At 35.8% G+C, this 20,099-nt stretch carries 18 protein-coding genes; 10 read left to right on the top strand and 8 right to left on the bottom strand.

Features of this window, described 5'->3' with window-relative positions:
• The first annotated feature begins 84 nt into the window (after positions 1–84).
• A complete protein-coding gene (locus AACZ41_RS11310) occupies positions 85–945 on the top strand; it encodes a universal stress protein (protein WP_339628569.1) in 861 nt (286 codons plus the stop codon).
• A 322-nt stretch (positions 946–1,267) separates the two neighbouring features.
• On the opposite strand, the gene AACZ41_RS11305 is transcribed toward AACZ41_RS11310, so the two are convergent.
• The gene (locus tag AACZ41_RS11305) at positions 1,268–2,077 is read right to left on the bottom strand and encodes a DUF2807 domain-containing protein (RefSeq protein WP_339628568.1); all 810 of its coding nucleotides are present in this window, start codon (positions 2,075–2,077) and stop codon (positions 1,268–1,270) included.
• 122 nt (positions 2,078–2,199) lie between these two features.
• On the opposite strand from AACZ41_RS11305, the gene AACZ41_RS11300 reads away from it, so the two are divergent.
• Positions 2,200–3,219 carry a zinc-binding dehydrogenase gene (locus AACZ41_RS11300; protein WP_339628567.1) on the top strand — a complete coding sequence of 340 codons (1,020 nt, stop codon included), beginning with the start codon at positions 2,200–2,202 and terminating at the stop codon, positions 3,217–3,219.
• Between the two features lie 4 nt (positions 3,220–3,223).
• On the top strand, positions 3,224–4,144 hold the full coding sequence (locus tag AACZ41_RS11295) for an SDR family NAD(P)-dependent oxidoreductase (RefSeq protein WP_339628566.1): 921 nt from the start codon (positions 3,224–3,226) through the stop codon (positions 4,142–4,144).
• Here the strand turns inward: AACZ41_RS11295 and AACZ41_RS11290 are convergent.
• Positions 4,125–4,970, bottom strand: coding sequence for a universal stress protein (locus AACZ41_RS11290; RefSeq protein WP_339628565.1), 846 nt, complete (start codon positions 4,968–4,970; stop codon positions 4,125–4,127). The genes AACZ41_RS11295 and AACZ41_RS11290 overlap by 20 nt on opposite strands.
• Positions 4,971–5,125: 155 nt before the next feature.
• Between AACZ41_RS11290 and AACZ41_RS11285 the strand changes: the two genes are divergently transcribed.
• The 3 genes from AACZ41_RS11285 to AACZ41_RS11275 all read left to right on the top strand — a co-directional run bounded on the left by AACZ41_RS11285 (position 5,126) and on the right by AACZ41_RS11275 (position 7,387).
• A complete protein-coding gene (locus tag AACZ41_RS11285; protein WP_339628564.1) occupies positions 5,126–5,575 on the top strand; it encodes a hypothetical protein in 450 nt (149 codons plus the stop codon).
• 237 nt (positions 5,576–5,812) lie between these two features.
• On the top strand, positions 5,813–6,331 hold the full coding sequence (locus AACZ41_RS11280) for a hypothetical protein (RefSeq protein ID WP_339628563.1): 519 nt from the start codon (positions 5,813–5,815) through the stop codon (positions 6,329–6,331).
• Positions 6,332–6,691: 360 nt separating this feature from the next.
• Complete coding sequence (locus tag AACZ41_RS11275) at positions 6,692–7,387, top strand: hypothetical protein (protein WP_339628562.1); 696 nt, start codon at positions 6,692–6,694, stop codon at positions 7,385–7,387.
• Positions 7,388–7,491: 104 nt separating this feature from the next.
• Here the strand turns inward: AACZ41_RS11275 and AACZ41_RS11270 are convergent, their stop codons facing one another.
• The 4 genes from AACZ41_RS11270 to ftsH all read right to left on the bottom strand — a co-directional run bounded on the left by AACZ41_RS11270 (position 7,492) and on the right by ftsH (position 14,499).
• Positions 7,492–8,847, bottom strand: a complete 1,356-nt coding sequence (locus AACZ41_RS11270; RefSeq protein ID WP_339628561.1) for a PAS domain-containing sensor histidine kinase — start codon at positions 8,845–8,847, stop codon at positions 7,492–7,494.
• Complete coding sequence (locus AACZ41_RS11265; RefSeq protein ID WP_339628560.1) at positions 8,822–11,818, bottom strand: CheR family methyltransferase; 2,997 nt, start codon at positions 11,816–11,818, stop codon at positions 8,822–8,824. The genes AACZ41_RS11270 and AACZ41_RS11265 overlap by 26 nt, the downstream gene beginning before the upstream one ends.
• Before the next feature lie 190 nt (positions 11,819–12,008).
• Positions 12,009–12,401, bottom strand: a complete 393-nt coding sequence (locus tag AACZ41_RS11260) for a hypothetical protein (RefSeq protein ID WP_339628559.1) — start codon at positions 12,399–12,401, stop codon at positions 12,009–12,011.
• A gap of 142 nt (positions 12,402–12,543) precedes the next feature.
• Positions 12,544–14,499 (bottom strand): ATP-dependent zinc metalloprotease FtsH, encoded by a 1,956-nt coding sequence (gene ftsH, locus AACZ41_RS11255; RefSeq protein WP_339628558.1) that lies wholly within the window; start codon positions 14,497–14,499, stop codon positions 12,544–12,546.
• Positions 14,500–14,628: 129 nt separating this feature from the next.
• Between ftsH and AACZ41_RS11250 the strand changes: the two genes are divergently transcribed.
• Complete coding sequence (locus tag AACZ41_RS11250; RefSeq protein ID WP_339628557.1) at positions 14,629–15,039, top strand: hypothetical protein; 411 nt, start codon at positions 14,629–14,631, stop codon at positions 15,037–15,039.
• Between the two features lie 556 nt (positions 15,040–15,595).
• Here the strand turns inward: AACZ41_RS11250 and AACZ41_RS11245 are convergent.
• Positions 15,596–16,402, bottom strand: a complete 807-nt coding sequence (locus tag AACZ41_RS11245; RefSeq protein WP_339628556.1) for a universal stress protein — start codon at positions 16,400–16,402, stop codon at positions 15,596–15,598.
• Positions 16,403–16,611: 209 nt separating this feature from the next.
• Between AACZ41_RS11245 and AACZ41_RS11240 the strand changes: the two genes are divergently transcribed.
• From AACZ41_RS11240 to AACZ41_RS11230, 3 genes are all read left to right on the top strand, one after another.
• Positions 16,612–16,980 carry a VOC family protein gene (locus AACZ41_RS11240; RefSeq protein ID WP_339628555.1) on the top strand — a complete coding sequence of 123 codons (369 nt, stop codon included), beginning with the start codon at positions 16,612–16,614 and terminating at the stop codon, positions 16,978–16,980.
• 399 nt (positions 16,981–17,379) lie between these two features.
• Positions 17,380–18,075, top strand: a complete 696-nt coding sequence (locus AACZ41_RS11235; RefSeq protein WP_339628554.1) for a hypothetical protein — start codon at positions 17,380–17,382, stop codon at positions 18,073–18,075.
• A 22-nt stretch (positions 18,076–18,097) separates the two neighbouring features.
• Complete coding sequence (locus AACZ41_RS11230) at positions 18,098–19,219, top strand: AI-2E family transporter (protein WP_339628674.1); 1,122 nt, start codon at positions 18,098–18,100, stop codon at positions 19,217–19,219.
• A 13-nt stretch (positions 19,220–19,232) separates the two neighbouring features.
• Here the strand turns inward: AACZ41_RS11230 and AACZ41_RS11225 are convergent, their stop codons facing one another.
• The gene (locus AACZ41_RS11225; protein ID WP_339628553.1) at positions 19,233–19,913 is read right to left on the bottom strand and encodes a hypothetical protein; all 681 of its coding nucleotides are present in this window, start codon (positions 19,911–19,913) and stop codon (positions 19,233–19,235) included.
• Positions 19,914–20,099: the final 186 nt, after the last annotated feature.

The raw sequence follows: 20,099 nt of genomic DNA, 5'->3' as shown, positions 1-20,099 counted from the left end.
CATTTTAAATGAAGAGCATGATATAGGTCATTTGTTAGCATGTTAATGGTTAATAGTTTTGAACTCAAATTAAAAGCAATCAAATTGAAAACAATTTTATACGCCACAGATTATTCCGATAATTCAGCAGCAGCTTTAAAATATGCCCATGCATTGAACACGCAGTTAGGTACTCGTTTGGTTATAACACATGTGTTCGATTACCCCACTGTACTGGGCACTGAGGTGCTTTCAGAACCTTTTCCGGATTTAGAGAAAGATAATTTTAAAATGCACCGTTCTAAATTAGAGAAATTTTGCAACGAACATTTGGGCAAAGATTGGAATGCCCCGAACATACATTTAGAGATTGTAGAAAACAAATCTGTTATACAAGGTCTTTTTACAATAGCCAACGAATGGCACGCCAATATAATTCTTGTTGGTATGAAGGGAGGTAGTGGTATACGAGAATTGATTATGGGTAGCACAACTAAACAACTCATAGAAAATGCACCTTGCCCTATATTGGCGATACCAGCTGATATGAGCCATGTTGAGATAAAAACTATTGTGTATGCCACAGATTTTGAAGAAGAAGATATTCATACGATCAAGAGCCTGGTCGAAATTGCAAAACCCTTAGATGCGAAGATCAATATCGTTCATATTTCCACAAAGAAAGAATATAAAGGAGATATGCAGATGGAGTGGTTCAAAGACGCGCTTAAAGAACGGGTGATGTATAAAAACATTGAATTTAAACTGTTTATTTCTGATGATATTTTTGATTCGCTTCGAGTTTATTTAGGAGATGTCGGCGCCGATTTGGTGGTTATGCTTGAAAGGGAAAAGAAAGGCTTGAAAAAATGGCTTCATCAGGACCTGGTCAAAAAAATGGAGTCTTACGGCAGGGTTCCCCTAATGAGTTTTAATGAACGTAATCATCAAACCTTTAATTATTAATTATACCACTTAAAATAACCACCTATTATGGCCAGAAGAATATTTAGAATAGTAATAGTGATTTCAATTGCATTGGCAATTTATCTATTTGCCTTAAAAGATAATCATACGAAAAGTTTTCTTATAGTTGCTTCTAGTCTAACATTTCTGATATTTAGTTTTGGAATACATGGACTTATAGCACATTCACTACAACCTAATTCCAAAGGGAATTTAATTGTATATCCTATATTGATGTGGGCACTTTGGGCTGTTCTATTTTTACTATTTGTATTTTTTATAATACCTATTTACTGTCCCGACTTTTTAATTGATTTCTAGTTTATTGAAAACGGTAAATAATCTTTGTCTTTTTATTTAAATTGATGGTATCAATTTGCTTCGGATTTCCTGTAACATAAATTTTACCGGTGCCCTGACCATTTATTTTAAGACGATCTTCTGCAAATACCTGAATATCCTCAGAGTTTGATGAGAAAAGATACACGTCTTTTGCTAAGAGTGCCCAAGCATATAATTGTGCTTTGTTGTCTACTGTTGCACTTAATGATTGTGTCTTTCCATTTAAGCTTACTATACTCTTGTCCGATTGTTTCACATTAACTTTGTTAGATTTTAGTTTCATTGATGTGTTTGAGGCTCCTTTCGCATCTATAGATACATTTTTTGCTTCTACAGATATATTTCCTGTACTCGAACCATCCATAATTAAATTAAAATTCTGACAATCGATTAGTAGGTCGTAATAGGATTCTCCTAAAGAATACAGGGTAAAGCTGTCTGTAGCTAATTTTTCATTGGTCTCTATTGAAGCCGTTTCTGACAATTTTACTTCTTTCAGTTCATTTACATAAAGAATAATTTCAGTAGTACTGGCCAAAGGGTTTTCTTGATTCGTATAAAGTATTAGCGTTGAATTTTCAAATTTCCATTTTATAATGTCCTTTAGACTCCTATCTCCCTTAATCTGTACACCATAAAAATATGTTGGGTATAGACTAACACAAAGATTGTTATGTATTTCAATAGTCTTAACACCTTCAAGGGTTGCATATGAACTGAATGTTTTGTCTTCTTGGGCGAATAGATAATTGAAAGATAAGACTACGATAATACACCAGGCTTTTTTCATAATAGAGATAGATAGACCATTTAAGCATGAAATTTATTTACTAATAGGTGATTTTAAAATGATATTGGTCATTACAGGTAATAACAAACGGTTATACCTTAACATCTTAAACAAATTAATTTATGAAAGCTGCATATCTAATAAAGTACGGAAATTCCGAGAAGGCTTTTGAAATTAGGGAAGCAGATAAGCCCAAGCCTAGACCAAACCAGGTTTTGATAAAAGTAGAAGCCTTTGGGTTGAATTTTGCCGATGTTATGGCGCGATTGGGACTTTACAAAGCAGCTCCTCCATTGCCTGCAATATTGGGTTACGATGTGGTGGGTGTAATAGATGCGATCGGCGCTGAGGTACATCATCTGAAATTGGGAGATAGAGTTATTGCATTGACCAAGTTCGGGGGGTATGCCGAATTTGCTTTGGCCGACAATGGGGTAGTTTATAAAATACCGAATTTATTCTCTGCAGGTTTTGCCGTTGCTTTAGCGACCCAATACAACACTGCCTATTTTTTAAGTCACAATATGGCCAATTTACAAGAAAATGATATTGTACTTATACATGCAGCAGCAGGGGGAGTGGGTACGGCCCTAGTTCAGATGGCATTGCATAAAAAGTGTATTGTTTTCGGTACGTGTGGTTCTCAAGAAAAGGTGGCCTATCTCAAAAAGAATGGCGTGCACTATCCAATAAATTACCGAAAAGATGATTTTGAAGAAGTTATAAGGAAAGTTATTGTGAAAAAGGGCTTGGATGCTGTTTTTGATCCAGTTGGTGGAAAATCGGTTAAAAAGGACTTTCGTTTGCTCGGGGCAGGTGGAAGAGTATTTTCTTTTGGTATTTCAAGTATGAACCGGACCAAGACCATATTTGGAAAAATTCGGGTGCTTTTGCAGTTCGGGCTATATCACCCATTACAATTTTTGAGCGGTTCAAAGGGAATGATAGGTATCAATATGTTGAAAGTTGCAGAAGAAAATCCAGAGAAAATAGCAAAGGTTATGCAAGAGGTCATTCGATTGACGGAAGAAGGGATTTTTAAGCCACATGTAGGTGGCGAATATCAAGTAGCGCAACTCGCAGAGGCCCACGCTTTTTTGGAATCTCGAAAATCTATGGGAAAGATCGTTGTAAAATGGTAATGGTATGAAGAAGAATTACTTAAAAAATAAAGTGGTTTTAGTAACTGGTTCTAGCATGGGTATTGGCAAGGCCATAGCTTGGGAGTTGGCGAAACAGGGTGCCGAGGTTATGCTAAACGGTAGAGATGATGAGAAATTAATAGGTACAGAAAATGAACTCTTGGCTAATGGCTGTAATGTAAAAGCTGCTATTGCAGATATTCGAAAACAGGACCAATGTAGATTTTTGATTGATATGGTCATAAAAAAGTATGGTAGACTAGATATTTTGGTGAATAATGCAGGGGTAAGTAGTAGGGGTTCTATTGAGAATTCGGCAGACAGAAATTTCACCATTCTTTCTGAGACCAATTTTACTGGGGCTGCCCATTTAAGCAAGTATGCCATACCTCACCTAAAAAAAACAAAAGGGCATGTTATCTTTATCAATAGCATAGCAGGCTTTAGGGGAATGCCATTCAATTCGGCCTACAGTGCTTCTAAAATGGCCCAGGCAGCACTTTCAGAGGCCCTTCGAATAGAACTTTGGGATTATGGTGTTCATGTTGGTATCGCCTTTGTGGGTTTTACCCAAAACGACCCGAATAAAAAAATCTTGGATGTTGATGGTTCTCTGGTCTATTTACCCAAACGTACGAACATGCATTTGGCCACTCAAGAATCTGTTGCCCAAAGCATTCGTAAGATGATTGAAAAAAGAACAAATAGAATAACATTAACAGGATTGGGAAATTTGGCCAATTTCACTATCCGTTATCTTCCTGCATTTAGCAGCTGGCTACTTTGGCTCTATCGAGAAAAAATAAAAAGCCAGTATACTATGATCGGTGGGCTAAAAGTAGATGAAAGTGCTCAGGTAACTAGTGAATATCAAGAAATCATTGCTGATTCTGACGTTGAGGTAGTTAAAGTCCCCCGACATTAAAACTAAGTAAAGGCACAGTACTTTTTTTTACCATTTGTTGTACCAAGTCGGGTTGAAAGTATTTTTGATAAAAAGCACCTTCTTTCCGTTCCAACATTACTAAAAGGTCAGCTTCTGCATTTTCAAGATACCATAGTAAGTCTTCAAAAATTTGTTCTGAAAAGACGAGGTCAAATTCCATTTTGGCATAGTCCACTTTTTGTTTTAGGGTTTCCTTAAACCATTCCATTTGGCCCTCACCATCATATTCATTTCGTGTTGTAATATGTACCACTCTTATTTGTGCATCAAATTGATGTGCAATTTTTGCAAGTTTGTTAAGGGCAAAAATATCTGCCTGCTCAAAATCTGTGGCATAGACCATTTTATTCATTTCTGTCTTTTCACCACCTGTAGGTACGACCAATAACGGACATGGAGATTTTTTTAGGAGTGTTTTCGCTGTACTTCCCAATAATAATTCTTTTAATACACTGGCTCCTTTGGCACCGACACATATCAGATCTGCATTGAACTTGATAGCTTTTTCTATAATGCTGCTTGAAACAGAAGTACCTTCATATACCACAAAATTCAAATCCATGTACATTTCTATAGTATCTAGATAATGGTCAACAAAGTTTTTCAATTTGGCTCGGTTTTCTACATATAGCTTTTTTTCCTTTTTCAAATAAGTTACCGTAACTGTACTTGCCAAAGTAATGGGCATATCAAAAACATGCATAACAATCAGTTTTGCACTTAATTTCTTTGCTAAAGAATATGCAAGTCGTAATGCGGAAACCGAATTTTCAGAGTAATCAGTGGCATATAAAATAGTTTTCATAGCAATAGATTTATTATGATACTGTAAATCTACAGCTACCTCATGTTAGTGAAAATGACTAACGTCATAAGAAATTTATCTTACTAATGATTTGGGTCATTTGTATTAATAAGGCACTCTATTATATTTAAATCACAAATAAAAACTTGAGTGTGATGAGTAATTTAAAATACAGTGAAGACATTGAATTTTTAAAAAATGGACCATGGGACGAACTCTATGTGTTGACAAAATATTGGATATCTGATCTTGAGTTCTATCGTGATGATCTATTATTTCTGCACCATCTTATCGATAAGTATTTTATTTGGATTACAAAGCAAGAAAATATGGATATGGTGAAAGAGCTGAAATTGGGATTGCAAGAAATGACTGTGAGCGTTAAAGACTTGCTTGAAAAAGTAAGTAGGCACCATGTTCGATTAGGTTTTTTGATAGAAGACTCGAATGCAAAGGATGCAGGAATTGTAATAACAGAGCACGAACATTTAGAAAAGGAGATGGAGCAGTTCGTAATAGCTTTTCGAAAAAATAGAAAAGAGACTTTTAAGGTTACCGAATACATAATGGATAGCGAAGAGCTATCAAGTATCATTGACTCATAATTCATATTGAATGAATGTTACACAAATTATAGGTAAGTAAATTTTAAGCTTATTGACCTAAACAAGCAGTAATAAGTTTTTTATAAAAATGAGAATTGAATATTGAAGGTAAACCCAAGTTAACTTCTGTTAGAATCTAATAGAAGTTACGATAAAGCCACAGTAATGAAGTCTTATCCTCAAGATTTAAAAAAAACTTTAAGAGTAGTATTTATAAACTCGTAATACCATAATAAGATGAAACTTTTCAAAAAAGTAGTTTTAATAATTTTAGCTGTAATGATTGTCTTTTTCCTTTTTCTTATATGGTACCAATACAACTATTCGATGGATGTTGTAGCGCCTTATGAAGTCAACACTCCCAGCTTTGAAAAAAAGCTATTGATTGCCACCCAGGGCAGTGATTTTAAAAATAAGGTGACCAGTGGAGTAGTGGATCATTTTAAAGCTGATTCTGTATATATCGAAGTTGTTGATATTTCAACACTGCCGACTATTGACCCAAGAAAATATAACGCTCTCGTTATCATGCATACTTGGGAGAATTGGAAACCGCCCTTAACTGTGCAAACTTTTATTGAAGAATATCCTGAGTATAGTAATAAAATTATTGTTCTCACAACCTCTGGTGAAGGCAGTTATAAAATGGAAGGTGTAGATGCCATAACAGGCGAATCAATACTAGCTGATGCTCCACTTTTTGTAGATACAATTATTGAGCGATTGAATAAGATTTTAATTTCAAAAAACAACTAATGAGCGAATGACCCAGGTAAGAATGAAACGAGGAAAATTTAAAATATTAAATATGGATCTCGATACAGCAGTGTTGATTATACTTGCATTTTTACTGTTTGTTGACATTTTAATTGGAATTTTTATATTTTTTGATATACCATATGATAATATAAGTATTCCATTTTTATAAAAAATAAATTAAAGAAGTAGTTAAAAAGGTAAGCAAGGACATTGTTAGTAAATCAAACATTTGTTTCGATGTATTCGTTGCTATTAGTTATCAAAACAAATTACTGCTGATTTTTATCATTTTTTAAGTTGACAGTTACCCTTAGTTTTATAATACAAACTTTAGTGAATTATTATAAAACATTAAAAATGAAAAAAGGATTGATAAGAATTCTTAAAACAGTTGTAATAATATTGCTTTTGGCTTCATGTCAACCAGCAGTAGTTTTTGGAGAACCACAACCTGTTGCTGTTAAACCACTCTCAACAATTCCGAATATGTACAAGGGTATTTACTGGTGCAAGGTAGACAGTGCATCTTTGTATGTTGACGATAAGGTCTTTGTAAGGCGTAAGGAGTTTTTGATTAAAACAACCAAAGAAGAAGTAGTGGCAGACCCTGATCTTGAACTGGTAAATGGGCAGCTGTACGTAAAGGATTGGGAAGGGTATTTTCCCATTACCGAAAAAGGGGATACCTTAGTTTCCCAAATTATTATACGCGATACTATTTTTGCAATTGGTGATGCAGGGATTTTAAAACCCTTTAAAGGGCATCTTGTTTTAAACCTAAAATTGAAAGAAGATGCATGGGAAGTTTTGGTGGTTTCTCAAAGAAGGGGAGACTTCCTGTCTATTGCTCGGGCAGATATACCTGATAACTTGGCGCAATTAGATTCCATTACCACAGTGGGTACGCTTAAAGGAACTGATAGTATTCGTACCCAAATTTACTTGAAACCTACGGCCAAAGAGTTTGAGCGAATTTATGATGAAGGACTACTTTTCGATGTATCATGTACTGAATATGAAAGAATTTTTCCCTTAAAAGAAATTATTTATTGATTGTCTTAGAACTTTTTATTGTACCAAGTTTGTAAAAACATAGGGTATATAGATTATGCTTATTACCCTGATTTATTGTTATAATGTTTTTAAAAAACTGGTGGTCAATCTTCGGGTAGTTGTATGGTAAAAGTACTGCCATGGCTCAAGGCACTGACATATTCGATGCTTCCACTTAACAGTTCAACATACCTTTTTACAATACTCAGCCCCAAGCCAGTGCCTTGATAGTCTTTAACATTCTCGGCCCTAAAAAACCTTTTGAAAAGATTTTTTTGATCCTGTTCAGGAATACCGATTCCTTCGTCTTTTACAATAACCGTCAATTCCCCGTTTCTATTTATAGTATTTAGCACCACATCTGTTTCAGAGTATTTTATGGCGTTGGTCAAAAGATTGACCAATATATTATGTAATATTTTTTGATTTTGTACTACCAAATTGTTTCCTTCGTGCGAATAATGAATATGTTGCTCTGGTTTGAGTATGGCTTCCATTTCTTCGGTAAGTACCTTCATAAATTCTATGATATCAAAAGTCTCTTTTTTTACCCTTACAATGCCCCGTTCTAATTTTTCCAAAGAAAGAAAATCATCAAGAATTACGGTGAAATTTTTTATCGCAGATTTGATGCGTTGAATATGCCGGTCAATTTTTTCGTATTCCCCTTTATTCTTGAACTTTTCCATAAGGATAACAGAAGATAGAATAATGGTTACAGGGGTGCGTAGTTCATGTGAAGCAATTGAGATAAAGGCACTTTTCATCTCGTTGATATCCTTTTCCGATTCGAGGGCGTCGCTCAGTTCTTTAGTGCGCTCCAAAACGATTTTCTCCAGTTCTTGATTGTATTTTTCGATTTTCGTGTTTTCCCTCTCTAGGTCTTCATGTTGTTCTTGTAAGACCTCCATCTTTCGAGTTTCGGTAATATCTTGAATTGCAACACGACATACGGGACCATCTATATTTTGGACGGTATCTATTATACCATGCATTAGCGCGTTAAAGTATGTATTGTCTTTACGTCTTATTTTAAATTCTAAGGTAGCTAGGGTACCTGTCTTGAAAGCCTTTCGTAAATTAACGAAAAACATATTAGCTTCTCCACTCGATAAATATGCGGATAGGGGTTTGCCCTTTACATGTAAACGTTCTATGCCGAGCAGGTTACAGGCCGTAAGATTAATGTTGTTGATTACCCCCCTGTCGTCCAATATCAAATAGCCCACAGGTGCAAAGTCGAACAGATCACAATATTCATCACGCGCTTTTTCTAATTGCTGCTGGGCCTCGCGCAATTCTTGGTTTTGCATTTCAAGTTCTATCTGATGCACTTCAAGTTCGTGCATCAAAATCTTGGCCTTTTCCATAGTTAGGTCTAGGGTCGATAGGGGCAAATTTTTTATTTGTGCCTCCGCCTTTTTTCGCAAAGCGTTATTCGGTAGATTTTTCGCCTTCATTCCTTTCTTTTTTTATTTCCACCAACTCTTTTTTAGCTTCATGCAGTTCTGTGATATCTATCAAGGTACAGGCAATTCCTTCCATAGCATCATTCAAGTAAACAGGTCTCACCAATAAATCGTACAGGAACGTTGTCTTACCAATAGTTAAGTCAATTCTTTCCCGTATGGCTTTTCCTTTTTTTAAGACCTCCATCTTTATTTTTTCCAATCTTGACGCATCTTTCTTCGAATAAAAATCGCTATCTTTTTTTCCGACCATTTTTGCAAACTGAAAGTTGGGTTGAATGTTGTCGCCGATACTTGTGTATTTTAAATCTTTATCTTGGGTATAGACAATGGTCTTTGACATTTCAAGTAAATCTTCATAGCTCTTCTTGGCATTCTTTAGGTCATCTGCCAATTGTTTTTCATGGGTTATATCGACAAAAGTGATTACCACGCCTTCTATCATATTTTCAGAAGTACGATACGGTAATATTTCCATTTTGTACCAAGTGCCGTCGCTGCTTTGAACCGATGATGTGATTGGGACGAGCTTTTTCAGTACTTGTTTTATATCATTTTCGAGTCCATCGTAGCCCAAATTCGATGATAAATGTGTAATTGGCCTCCCAATGTCGGTCTGTATTAAATTTATGATTTTTGTCATCGGGGGGGTAAATCGTTTTATGTTGAGGTCAGTATCTAAGAAAACTGTTCCTATATCGGTACTTGCCAGCAGATTGTTCATGTCATCATACGCCAAGGCAAGTTCGTCAATTTTTGAGGTGAGCTCAGTATTTATAGTTATGATTTCCTCGTTAACGCTTTGTAGTTCTTCTTTTGAGGTTTCGAGTTCCTCGTTGGTGCTTTGTAGCTCTTCATTACTAGACTGTAGTTCTTCATTACTAGATTTTAACTCCTCGTTCGAAACTTCAAGTTCTTCAATGGTAGAGCGCAGGTATTCTTTAGTTGCCGTGAGTTCTTGCTCTAATGCATGAATTTCAGATATTTCTTGGGGTTTTACCGGCGTAACTTCTAAATGGGAAATCTTTACATTATCTATGTCTTCGAAAGTTATCATATAAAAACCTTCAAAGGTATTTAAAGGTTCTAATGGCGTTATTTGAAGTATTATGGTCTGATAATTACCATTGGTCTTTACATTGACCCCTTTACTTATTTCGGTCTTTTTGCTCTTTCGTACCTTAACGATAAGTGCACGTAGGTCTGTTTTGAGTCCTTCACGTGCCATATCTACAATGTTCAGCTTTGCCTCACCTGGGGAAGGCTGAAGATATTTACCGGTATTACCCAAAAAATAAACAGCATCACCTTCGTTGTTTATAATGGCGCATGCAGGGGCATATTTGGCCAATAATAAACGCTCGGTTACCTCGGCTAGGTTTTCACGGGGTTGAAATTTTATGGGAAGCGAATTTTCTAAAACTATTTGGCCTTGCTCTCGAAATAGTTGACTAATATCGGGCACTTTGGCAGTAACCACATTTTTATGCCTGAATATTTTATTTTTTCGGTCGATGACTTCAAAAATATTGGCAAGTTCCCCTAAAGATTCAGAACTGCCCAAGAACAAAATGCCATCGGGTTTTAACGCATAATGAAAAATGGTGAACACACGTTTTTGTGCTTCTTGGTTCAGATAGATCAAGAGGTTTCTGCAGCTTACCAAATCTTGTTTTGAGAAAGGGGGGTCTTTAACGAGGTTATGCTCGGCAAATATGATCTGATCCCGTATTTCCTTTTTGATCCTAAAAGTTGCTTGGTTTTTTATGAAATACCGGAAGAGCCTTTTGGCACCTACATCTGTTGCAATGGTCTCTGGATAGATACCCTGCCGAGCTAGATTAATACTGTCACCGTCAAGATCAGAAGCAAAAATCTGCACTTTCAAATTTTTACCACACTTACCAATTTCCTCATCAAATAGTATGGCCAAAGAATAGGCTTCCTCACCAGTAGAACAGCCAGCGACCCAGATACGGATGGTTTCACCATCTTTTTTTTTATCCAATATTTCTGGGATTATAGCTTTTTGTAAGGCTTCATACGCCTCGGTATCGCGAAAAAAATTGGTTACACCGATGAGCAGTTCTTTAAAGAGTTTGAGAACTTCTTCTCGGTCTTTTTGAAGGTACTTTAAATAGTTTTCAAGTTTATCGATTTGGTTGAGTGCCATACGTTTGTCTATCCTCCTAATAACAGTACTACTCTTATAATCCCCGAAATTACATCCTGTTTCATTGCGCAAAACAATGAATATTTTTTCTAATAAGTTTTTGGTCGTATCTATTTTTGTGGTTGTTTTTTCTAAACCAAATTTTCGATTTTTAGCATATTTGATTAACATTTCGGGCATTTCCTTGATGGGAAGTATAAAATCATGGGCATCTGCGGCAATGACACTTCTTGGCATACCGTCATATTTTGCGGTATCGGGTTTTTGTACAATAGAGAGTCCGCCTTGCCCTTTAACTTGTTTCAGACCCAAAGTACCCTCGGTACCTGTACCTGATAAAATTATACCAACGGCCCTGTCCATCTGGTCTGCTGCCAGTGAGCGTAAAAAATTATCGATCGGTTTTCGAAAACCCCGGGCCATTGTAGGCTCCATTAAGTGCAGTACGCCTTTAAAAATGGCCATATCCTTATTGGGAGGAATGACATAGATATGGTTCGGTTGTACTTCTGTATGATCCACAACCTCGGATATTTCCATCTGGGTATGCCTTTTTATCAAATCTACCATGAGGCTTTTGTGGGTAGGATCTAGGTGTTGTACTAAAACAAACGCCATACCTGGGTTTTCGGGCATGGCCTCAAAAAACTGGTTAAAGGTCTCTAGCCCGCCTGCGGAAGCGCCCATACCAACGATAAGAAAATTGCTTTCCGTGTTTTTATCTGAGCTTTTTTTCACTTGAGCCTCTGACTTATCGGTCTTTTTAATCGATGGTTTTCTATTGGCCATAATCTTTTACAATGCCTTTTATTGATATTCAAATATAAGCAAAAGTACATTCTTGAATTCATGAAAGCTGAGGTACAAGATATATTGAAAAACATACATTTTGTATGATAAATATCACATATAAGAGATGTAATTACTATGTTTTTGGCCGTTTAGTCCTCTTTAAGAATATTGACGAAAAAAGCGTTAACTACATAGTTTTTGAAAGAAAACGGAAAAAATCCTTTTTAAGATCGGCATAGATCTGTCGTTGGGTTTCCATTTGATTTCTGAATTCTAGATGTTTTTTGGTGAGTGCGGTGTCCAATGATTCTTGACCAGAATTAACCTGCCCTGCAATACGGGTTTCATGCTTTTCTATAGTTTCTTGAAGTTTGTCAATAATGCCCTCATGAAGTATAAATTCATTTTGGTAATGCTCTAATTGTGCTAATACTTCTTTATTCGTCCAACGCTTTATTAGATCACCCAAACGGTTTTTGAACGACTTTAGCTCGTCTTTCCAAAAATCTAATTCGCTTTGCCATTGTTTGTGCTCAAAATGTAAATTTTCATTGTAAAGTACTTCGGTTTTTGTTTTCATGATTAACTCGTTTTAATTATTTATGATTTTAAAATGCTTGATATCTTTAGCAATTAATTTGCACGCCTTTTCTGTCAACTTAAAATCTTGGGGCATACTCTAATGATACGTTTTTGGTATAGCACATTAGAAAGTAAAGTTTTTATTCCTTCCCCACCAATACTTCCATTTCGCGTTTGCCGAGTAGTTGTTCTAAACTTTCTTTTTCCACAACTTCTTGTTTTAAAAGAAGTTGTGCCAGTTTTTCAAGTTTGTCTTTATGTTTCAATAATAAGTTCTTTGTTCTTTCATAGGCGGTGGTAATCAATGCTTGCACTTCCTTATCAATCAGTTTAGCCATTTTTTCACTATAAGGTTTACCTATTATTTGTTCATTTTGTCCCGTAGAATCGTAAAAACTGATGGGGCCTATTTCCCTATCTAATCCATAATAGGCAACCATAGCATAGGCCTGTTTGGTTACCTTTTCAAGGTCGTCTAATGCACCTGTAGATATTTCGTTAAAAATGATCTCCTCTGCGGCACGCCCTCCTAACGAAGCACAGATTTGGTCTATAAATTGAGATTTGGTAACAATCTGTCGTTCCTCAGGTAAATACCAAGCAGCACCTAAAGATTTTCCGCGGGGAATAATAGAAACCTTTAACAATGGATCAACATGTTCTAAAAACCAACTCGCAATTGCATGACCTGCTTCATGATGCGCTACGATTTCTTTTTCCTTGGGAGAAATGATCTTACTTTTGCGCTCTACACCACCGATGACGCGGTCTCGGGCCTCCATAAAATCGGTATGTTCAACTTCTTTCTTTTTCTTTCGGGCTGCAATTAGAGCGGCCTCATTGCAGATATTCGCGATATCGGCACCGGAAAACCCTGGACTCAGTTTGGCAAGTTGAGCACGATCTACATTTTTTGATAGTTTTAAAGGACGTAGATGTACCCCGAAAATTTCTTCCCGTTCTTCTTTAGTAGGTAGTTCTAAATAAATATGGCGGTCAAAACGGCCAGGTCGTAACAGTGCTTTGTCCAATACGTCGGGGCGATTGGTAGCGGCCAGTACGATAACACCGGTGTTCTGCCCAAAACCATCAAGCTCGGTCAGTAATTGATTCAAGGTACTTTCTCTTTCGTCATTGGCCTGAAAGGCGTTTATTTTTCCACGAGAACGGCCCACGGCATCGATTTCGTCTATGAAAATGATACTCGGTGCTTTTTCCTTGGCCCTTTTGAATAGGTCACGCACTCTTGAGGCACCGACACCAACGAACATTTCTACAAATTCAGAACCCGAAATAGAGAAAAATGGCACTTGGGCTTCGCCCGCCATCGCTTTGGCCATTAATGTCTTTCCTGTTCCTGGCGGCCCCACGAGCATTACTCCTTTGGGAATTTTAGCACCTAATTTGGTATACCTCTCGGGGTTTTTTAGAAAATCGACTACCTCCATTACTTCTGCTTTAGCCTCTTTAAGTCCTGCGATATCGTTAAATGTAACAGGACTTTTGGCGCCTTTTTCGGTCAGCTTTGCGGTAGATTTGCCGAAGTTGAAAAGCGTACCGCCCCTAGAGCTGCCGCCTCCCATTTTGCGGAGCATGAATAGCCAGAATAAAATAATGATCCCAAAGGGGAGTAACCATGAAAATAGGTTAATCCAACTCGTTTGGTTTTGATACTGCACATCAATTTTTTCCTCTTTCGAGAAACCCTCTTGCGCTTGTTGTAATTTGTTCTCAAAGGTCTCTACAGATCCTATAGTCATTCGGTAGTGGGCCCTTTCTTTGGTACTTAAAACTCCGTCGGTTATCCATTTATACTTTTCATTTTTAAGGCGGTCTTGTTTGATGTATATATTTGCCACTTCCTTGTTGATGACCACAATCTTTTCCACATCGTGTTCTGCCAAAAGATTCTGCTCAAAATCTGACCAACTTATTTCCCGTACTTGGTTAGTATTATTTAAGGTCAGATAAATAACCGTCATAAGAATAACGAAGATGATATAGAACCAACTAGATCCATAGCTTCCATTAGGTGGTGAAATTTCACCATTTTCCGGGAGTTGGGTTTTATCTTCTTTATCGTTTTGATTTTTCATTCTATGTTGGGTACGGATGTCATCCCTATTAAGGTTTTAAAACTATTTCAATAAGATTGGTATAAAAATGATGTAGGTCATTTACAATCTTTTCATCATCCTTTTATTTTGTTGTCAAATATTGAAGTGATGGAAAGCAGAAACTTATATAAATCTTTTGTTCTATTTATAACAGTAATAATTTTATTGTTTTTAGCCAGTTGTGGCCCCATAGTTGTGTCATCTAGGATCGGCCAACCACCACCACCATGGTTCTATCCAAATCGATTGGAAGTAGTTAGGTATGTCTATTTTCCTGAATATAGCTTCTATTATGATCTTTCGGCGCGAACCTATGTATATCTAGATGGTGGGGTATGGGTAAGGCGAAACGTGTTGCCACCGCGATACCGAAATATCGATTTAAGTCGTGCGAAATATGAACGAATTCGTAATTATAACGATGAGAACATACGTCGTTACCATGAAGAACATAATGCAAATAGGGGCAGAAGCAATAGAACGACACCACGTTCTCGTTCTTCAAAAAGAAGTAATTGATCAATAAATCACAACAAATGAACACTTAAATAATAACTATGCCAGTATAGCTTTTTGTTGGCATGTAAAGGACAATAAAAAGAGCCGCTGACTAGCCGAACAAAGAAGTATTCGGTCATTGAAGCCAAAGGTTCTTGGAATGTTAATAGATTATATGACGAACTCGCGAATTTGATCAAGTACGATTCTGTGTATGTGTAAACTAACATTGAAGGCGTTTCGATTATGGTAAACCTAGATTAGCATTATTATTAGCTCTTTTTGAAAATAATATCAGTAAAATGCTCTTTTGTAATGGAAAAACAATTTTTCATTTTTCCCTAAAAACTATTTCCTTTTTTATGAAAGTTTTTTAATGACGATTATTTCTTTAATCAGCAATGGGAACCACAACCTAATGTAGATTGAGGATATAATGAGAAAAATGGACTTTATTTGTAATGCCTTCTTAAAGCGATTTAACCCTGATTAAATGAAATCTATAAAGAAAGATTAGTGAAATTCCTTTTAAAAGATAATGGGAAACATATTCATGATCCCATAGAATTTATCGGTCTTATAGTTTTTCAGGAAGAACCAAGAGTGGTACGTGGGTCATGAAAGTCATATTTTTAATAATCGGTTCACGTACCAATTTTTCAAAAAAACTATGTTTGGTCTTTAGAAAGGTAACCATGCCGATGTTCTTATATTGTTTTTCTAAATCTTTTAGCGTTGACGAAACCGAATTCTTTTTCTTAACTTTTATAAATCGATGCCTAGTGTCCTTTAGGTGATTTTGAACCAATTCTTTGTTCGATTTTTGAATGTCTTCAAGCTCGTTTTTTGAATTGATGTATACAATGTTTATGATTGAATCCCAAAGGGAGGATATCTTGATCAAGGGTGTTAATTCAAAGGATGTGAATGCATGTTTGAAATCGCTTGCAAAAAGAATATCATCAGGTATATCATAATCATATTCACCGGGTACGGCAACGATAGGGCAATTATCAATATATTTTATGACACTGGTAGTAACGCTTCCCATAAAGATTTCCTTTAATGCTGAAGATCCCTTCGTACCCATAAAAACATAATCGATGTCTTTTTCAGCTATAGTTTTTTCTATACCACCCAAAGCCGTATCGGTCAACAATACGTTTTCAAACGTGTGTTTTGCATTTTTCAATGCCTCTAGTCTTTTTTGTAGTAGCCCTAATGCATTACCTGCATCTAATTTAGTACCTGTTTCAGAAGGTACAATATAATAGGCATGTAATAGGTAAAAAGTACAAGGCTCCCGTTCAAAAAGATATACGGCATAGTCGATAGCATTTTGAGCTATATCTGAAAAATCGGTGGGTAGCAATATTTTGTACATGGTGTAATTTTTTTTTAAAAGTACTGTTGACATTTATGCAAAACCATGATATCGGTCAGTCAGTTAAAAGAGCTGATGATTTGGTTTTAATGCATTTATAATGTTGCCTAATTGGACAAAGTGACCCTCGTCATTTTGGGTAAGATGAAAAATCATCAAATTTATCTTCATGTAAAAAATTTGTTCAACATCGCTAAAAAATAATAATAATGGCTTCAATTATACATTTTGATATTTCTGCAGAAGATGTTCTTAGGGCCAAGAGTTTTTACGAAAACTTATTTGGATGGAAAATAGAGAAATTCCCTAATGGCCCTACCGAATACTATCTTATTGAGACTTTGGCAAAGACAGGAGAAAAAGGTATTGGTGGCGGAATAGCCAAAAGGGAAAAGTCTGGTCAGCATATTACAAATTTTATTGAAGTAGATTCTATTGATGAAGCTATGGCCAAAGTGAAGGAACTAGGTGGGGAAATCGTTGAACCTAAATCTATTATTTCAAATATCGGGTACATCGCAGGTTGTAAGGACACCGAGGGAAATAGCTTTGGACTCATGGAGATTACTGAAAAATAATACCACCAAAGCTTACTTTATGTGAATATGACTATGTAACTGCGGATGAAAAAATATTTTCAAGGTGTAAAAAGAGGGATGATCTAGAGTGAATTACCACTTAGAACTACAGCTTTGATTTTTACGGTATTACTTTTATCTGCTAGTGAATATTTAGGCCCACAACTGCTAACGCATGGGTTACTTTTAAGAAAGAGTACTTTGAATGAGTATCACCCAAGAGAGGCATTACAGAACCTATTAAAATCTTTTTGAAAATTAAATCATGGAATGACAAATGTCATTTTTATCCTTTTTATTTAGGGCTAGCTTTATCCTGATAGTTTAGTTGGCAATATCAAAAATGAATACGAAAAACTAAATGGTAATAAATTGTAACTAACCTTTTTGATCTCAATTATGACAATAACCAAATATTTACACGAGCATAAGAAAGCAAACGACTTTACCCAATTTTATAAAAAATTGGAGGGTTTTGTTCCAGAATTGAAAAAGTTCATAGCCGGAAGCCTAAAGGTAGCGGAAGATCAAGGTCTACTAGATATAGGATTTTACTCTGCCGATGATATGCTCGATGAAATCTTTTTAGAGACATTTAATGCCTATTTACCCGAAATCGAAACTGCTCAATTACATAGATCTCTTTTTAAAATGGCCATTCAAAAAATGGAAGCAATAAAAGAACAGGAAGTTCCCGATGATGTTAATTATCATACACTTTTAAAGACAGAACTGAAAACTCTGAATGAAAAGTTCACTACCGATGGTGATGGTGACCGCATAACCTTTGATGAGTTAGACGATATTTCGTACACTCAAAAACAAGGTTGGTCAAAACAGATTTATTTAGATGAAACCTTAGAAAGACAATTGGTAGACAAACTAGAACTTCATGAAGCCTCATTGCTGTCCGATGAAAAAAGACGACTGTTAGGGTTATTGTATGCCGCCATTCCTACAAGAAGTAAAACTGTAATCGAGTTGCTTATTTTTGGTACACAGAATGCAGGCAGTATCTCCCAAATTTTAGATGTTCCCCAAGATGTCGTTGACAAAATCTTGTTCAAGGTCAAAGAAAAATTTAAATTGATATAATTTTTTTAAAAACGATGCGAAAATATACTCTCAATTTAGCAAATACTTTTTATTTCATATTTACGCTTACCCTTGTTGTCTGGATTCTTGTTGCGGCCAAAGTGGTAATTATTCCGCTAGTATTCAGTTTTTTTTTGCCTTAATGTTAAAACCCATAGTGTCCTTTTTTGAACTTAAATTTCATAATCGAATTTTAGCCATATTTACGGCATATCTTTTAGCCGTTGCTCCACTGTTCATTTTAATTTTCTTCTTTTTCAACCAAACCAGAATTCTCTTTAGTGATCTGCCCTCGGTTAGAGGTCGCTTGGCAGAAATGATGACTGTTATTTCTGATTGGTCAGACCAAAAACTTAGTTTAAAGGCTGATACAACCGCTAGTTGGGTATCTGAAAATGTGCTTGCGGCATCTGATTTTTCAATCAATATTATTAAGGGAAGTCTGCAATCGACCACTACTGTATTGGCCCATTTAGTGCTTATTGTGGTCATCACCTATTTTATACTATTATACAGTACGGCATTCAAAAGTTTTTTATTGGTACAATCAAATCTTGAAAACAGAAAAAGACTTGATCGATTTTTTGAGAAGTTGCAATACCTTGCTAAGCGTTATTTGTTAGGGCAGGGCTTGGTCATAATAATTTTAGGACTCTTAATTGGGTCAGGGTTGTGGCTTATAGGTGTTCCTTATCCTTTCTTTTGGGGTTTTTTGGCAGGGTTTCTTGAAATTATCCCCTATATCGGTACGTCTATCGGTGGAATTTTGCCCGTTTTTTACATGTTTATGATCGCCGATAATTTTTGGCAACCTATTGCTGTAGTTTGTCTTTACATAGTTGTGCAACAATTGGAGGGTAATTTAATTTCGCCGAACATTATGGGTACTAGTATTAGAATAAACCCCTTTTTCGTAATTCTTGGACTTTTTATTGGAGGTATTTTATGGGGAATTTCAGGTATGATTTTAGCATTGCCGATTTTGGCGATGACAAAAGAAATATTTAGAAGTTTTGATATGTTTAAACCATTGAGCTACCTAATGGAAGATGGTCTAGCCCGTAAAAAGAATGTTTTTCTAGAACATTTCGATGATGAAAAATATAGGTTTATCAACTTTTTTTTCCAAGAAAGGCAAGAATAGCATAAAGTTTTACCTATCGACTCACTTGATTTTGATTTTGATTTTCAATATAATAGGATTGTCTAACTACTCTGTACAAGGCCATGTCTAGACCAATGAACCAGCTAATAAATAATGCAAACGTAAATTTTTGTACGACAGGAAGCGCCTTTATATAAATGCCGGTTTCGTAAATATAATAATTGGAAAGAAAGGTAATAATACAGACTAGACCTAAAAGAAAAAGTTTTTTATGGTTCGTTCTATTAAGTTCTACACAACAAGCAATAAATGCAACAACACCAAATACTCCTGCTATACGCACAATTACATCATGATTGCCGAGTGCTAAAAATAGGATGGTCAATAATGATAAGTACCCCGAGGCACTCATAATCTTTTGAATGTTATTTTTTGTTTTGAATAATTTTGGAAGTAAAGACCATAAAAAAAATATACCGAGGCAAAGCAGGCATAAAGCTGTAATTGCATAAGTTCGACCTTTGTTGGGTTCACCGTTAATGGCATTTATATCTAATAAGTCGCATAAATAATTGTGCCAAAAACTAAAACCATTTTTATCAGGGAGTATCCAAGATCCCCCAGGATAATATTTAGCAGCCATAAAATAAAAAAAAATAAAGGATCCAATACCAATTAATGGAAGCGACAATAGAAAAAGCTTGTAAGTATCCAATACTGGCTTAGTTTTCATGAGCAGGTATTCGTATCTATTCTATTGTTAAAGTTGAAAGGTATACAAACAGAAACAGGAGGCCTATGGTCTCCTGTTTCTTTTGCAGTGTTCGTTTTATTCTTTGCGTTACATCTAGCCTTAAGTCATGTTATCGCTAAAATGACATAGGGGTGATTTTGTCAATAAATAATTCGAACACCTACC

This window comes from uncultured Maribacter sp. (assembly GCF_963974015.1).
Lineage (GTDB): Bacteria > Bacteroidota > Bacteroidia > Flavobacteriales > Flavobacteriaceae > Maribacter.
Note: the sequence above shows the minus strand (reverse complement) of the source record. Positions and strands in the feature narration are given on the sequence as shown.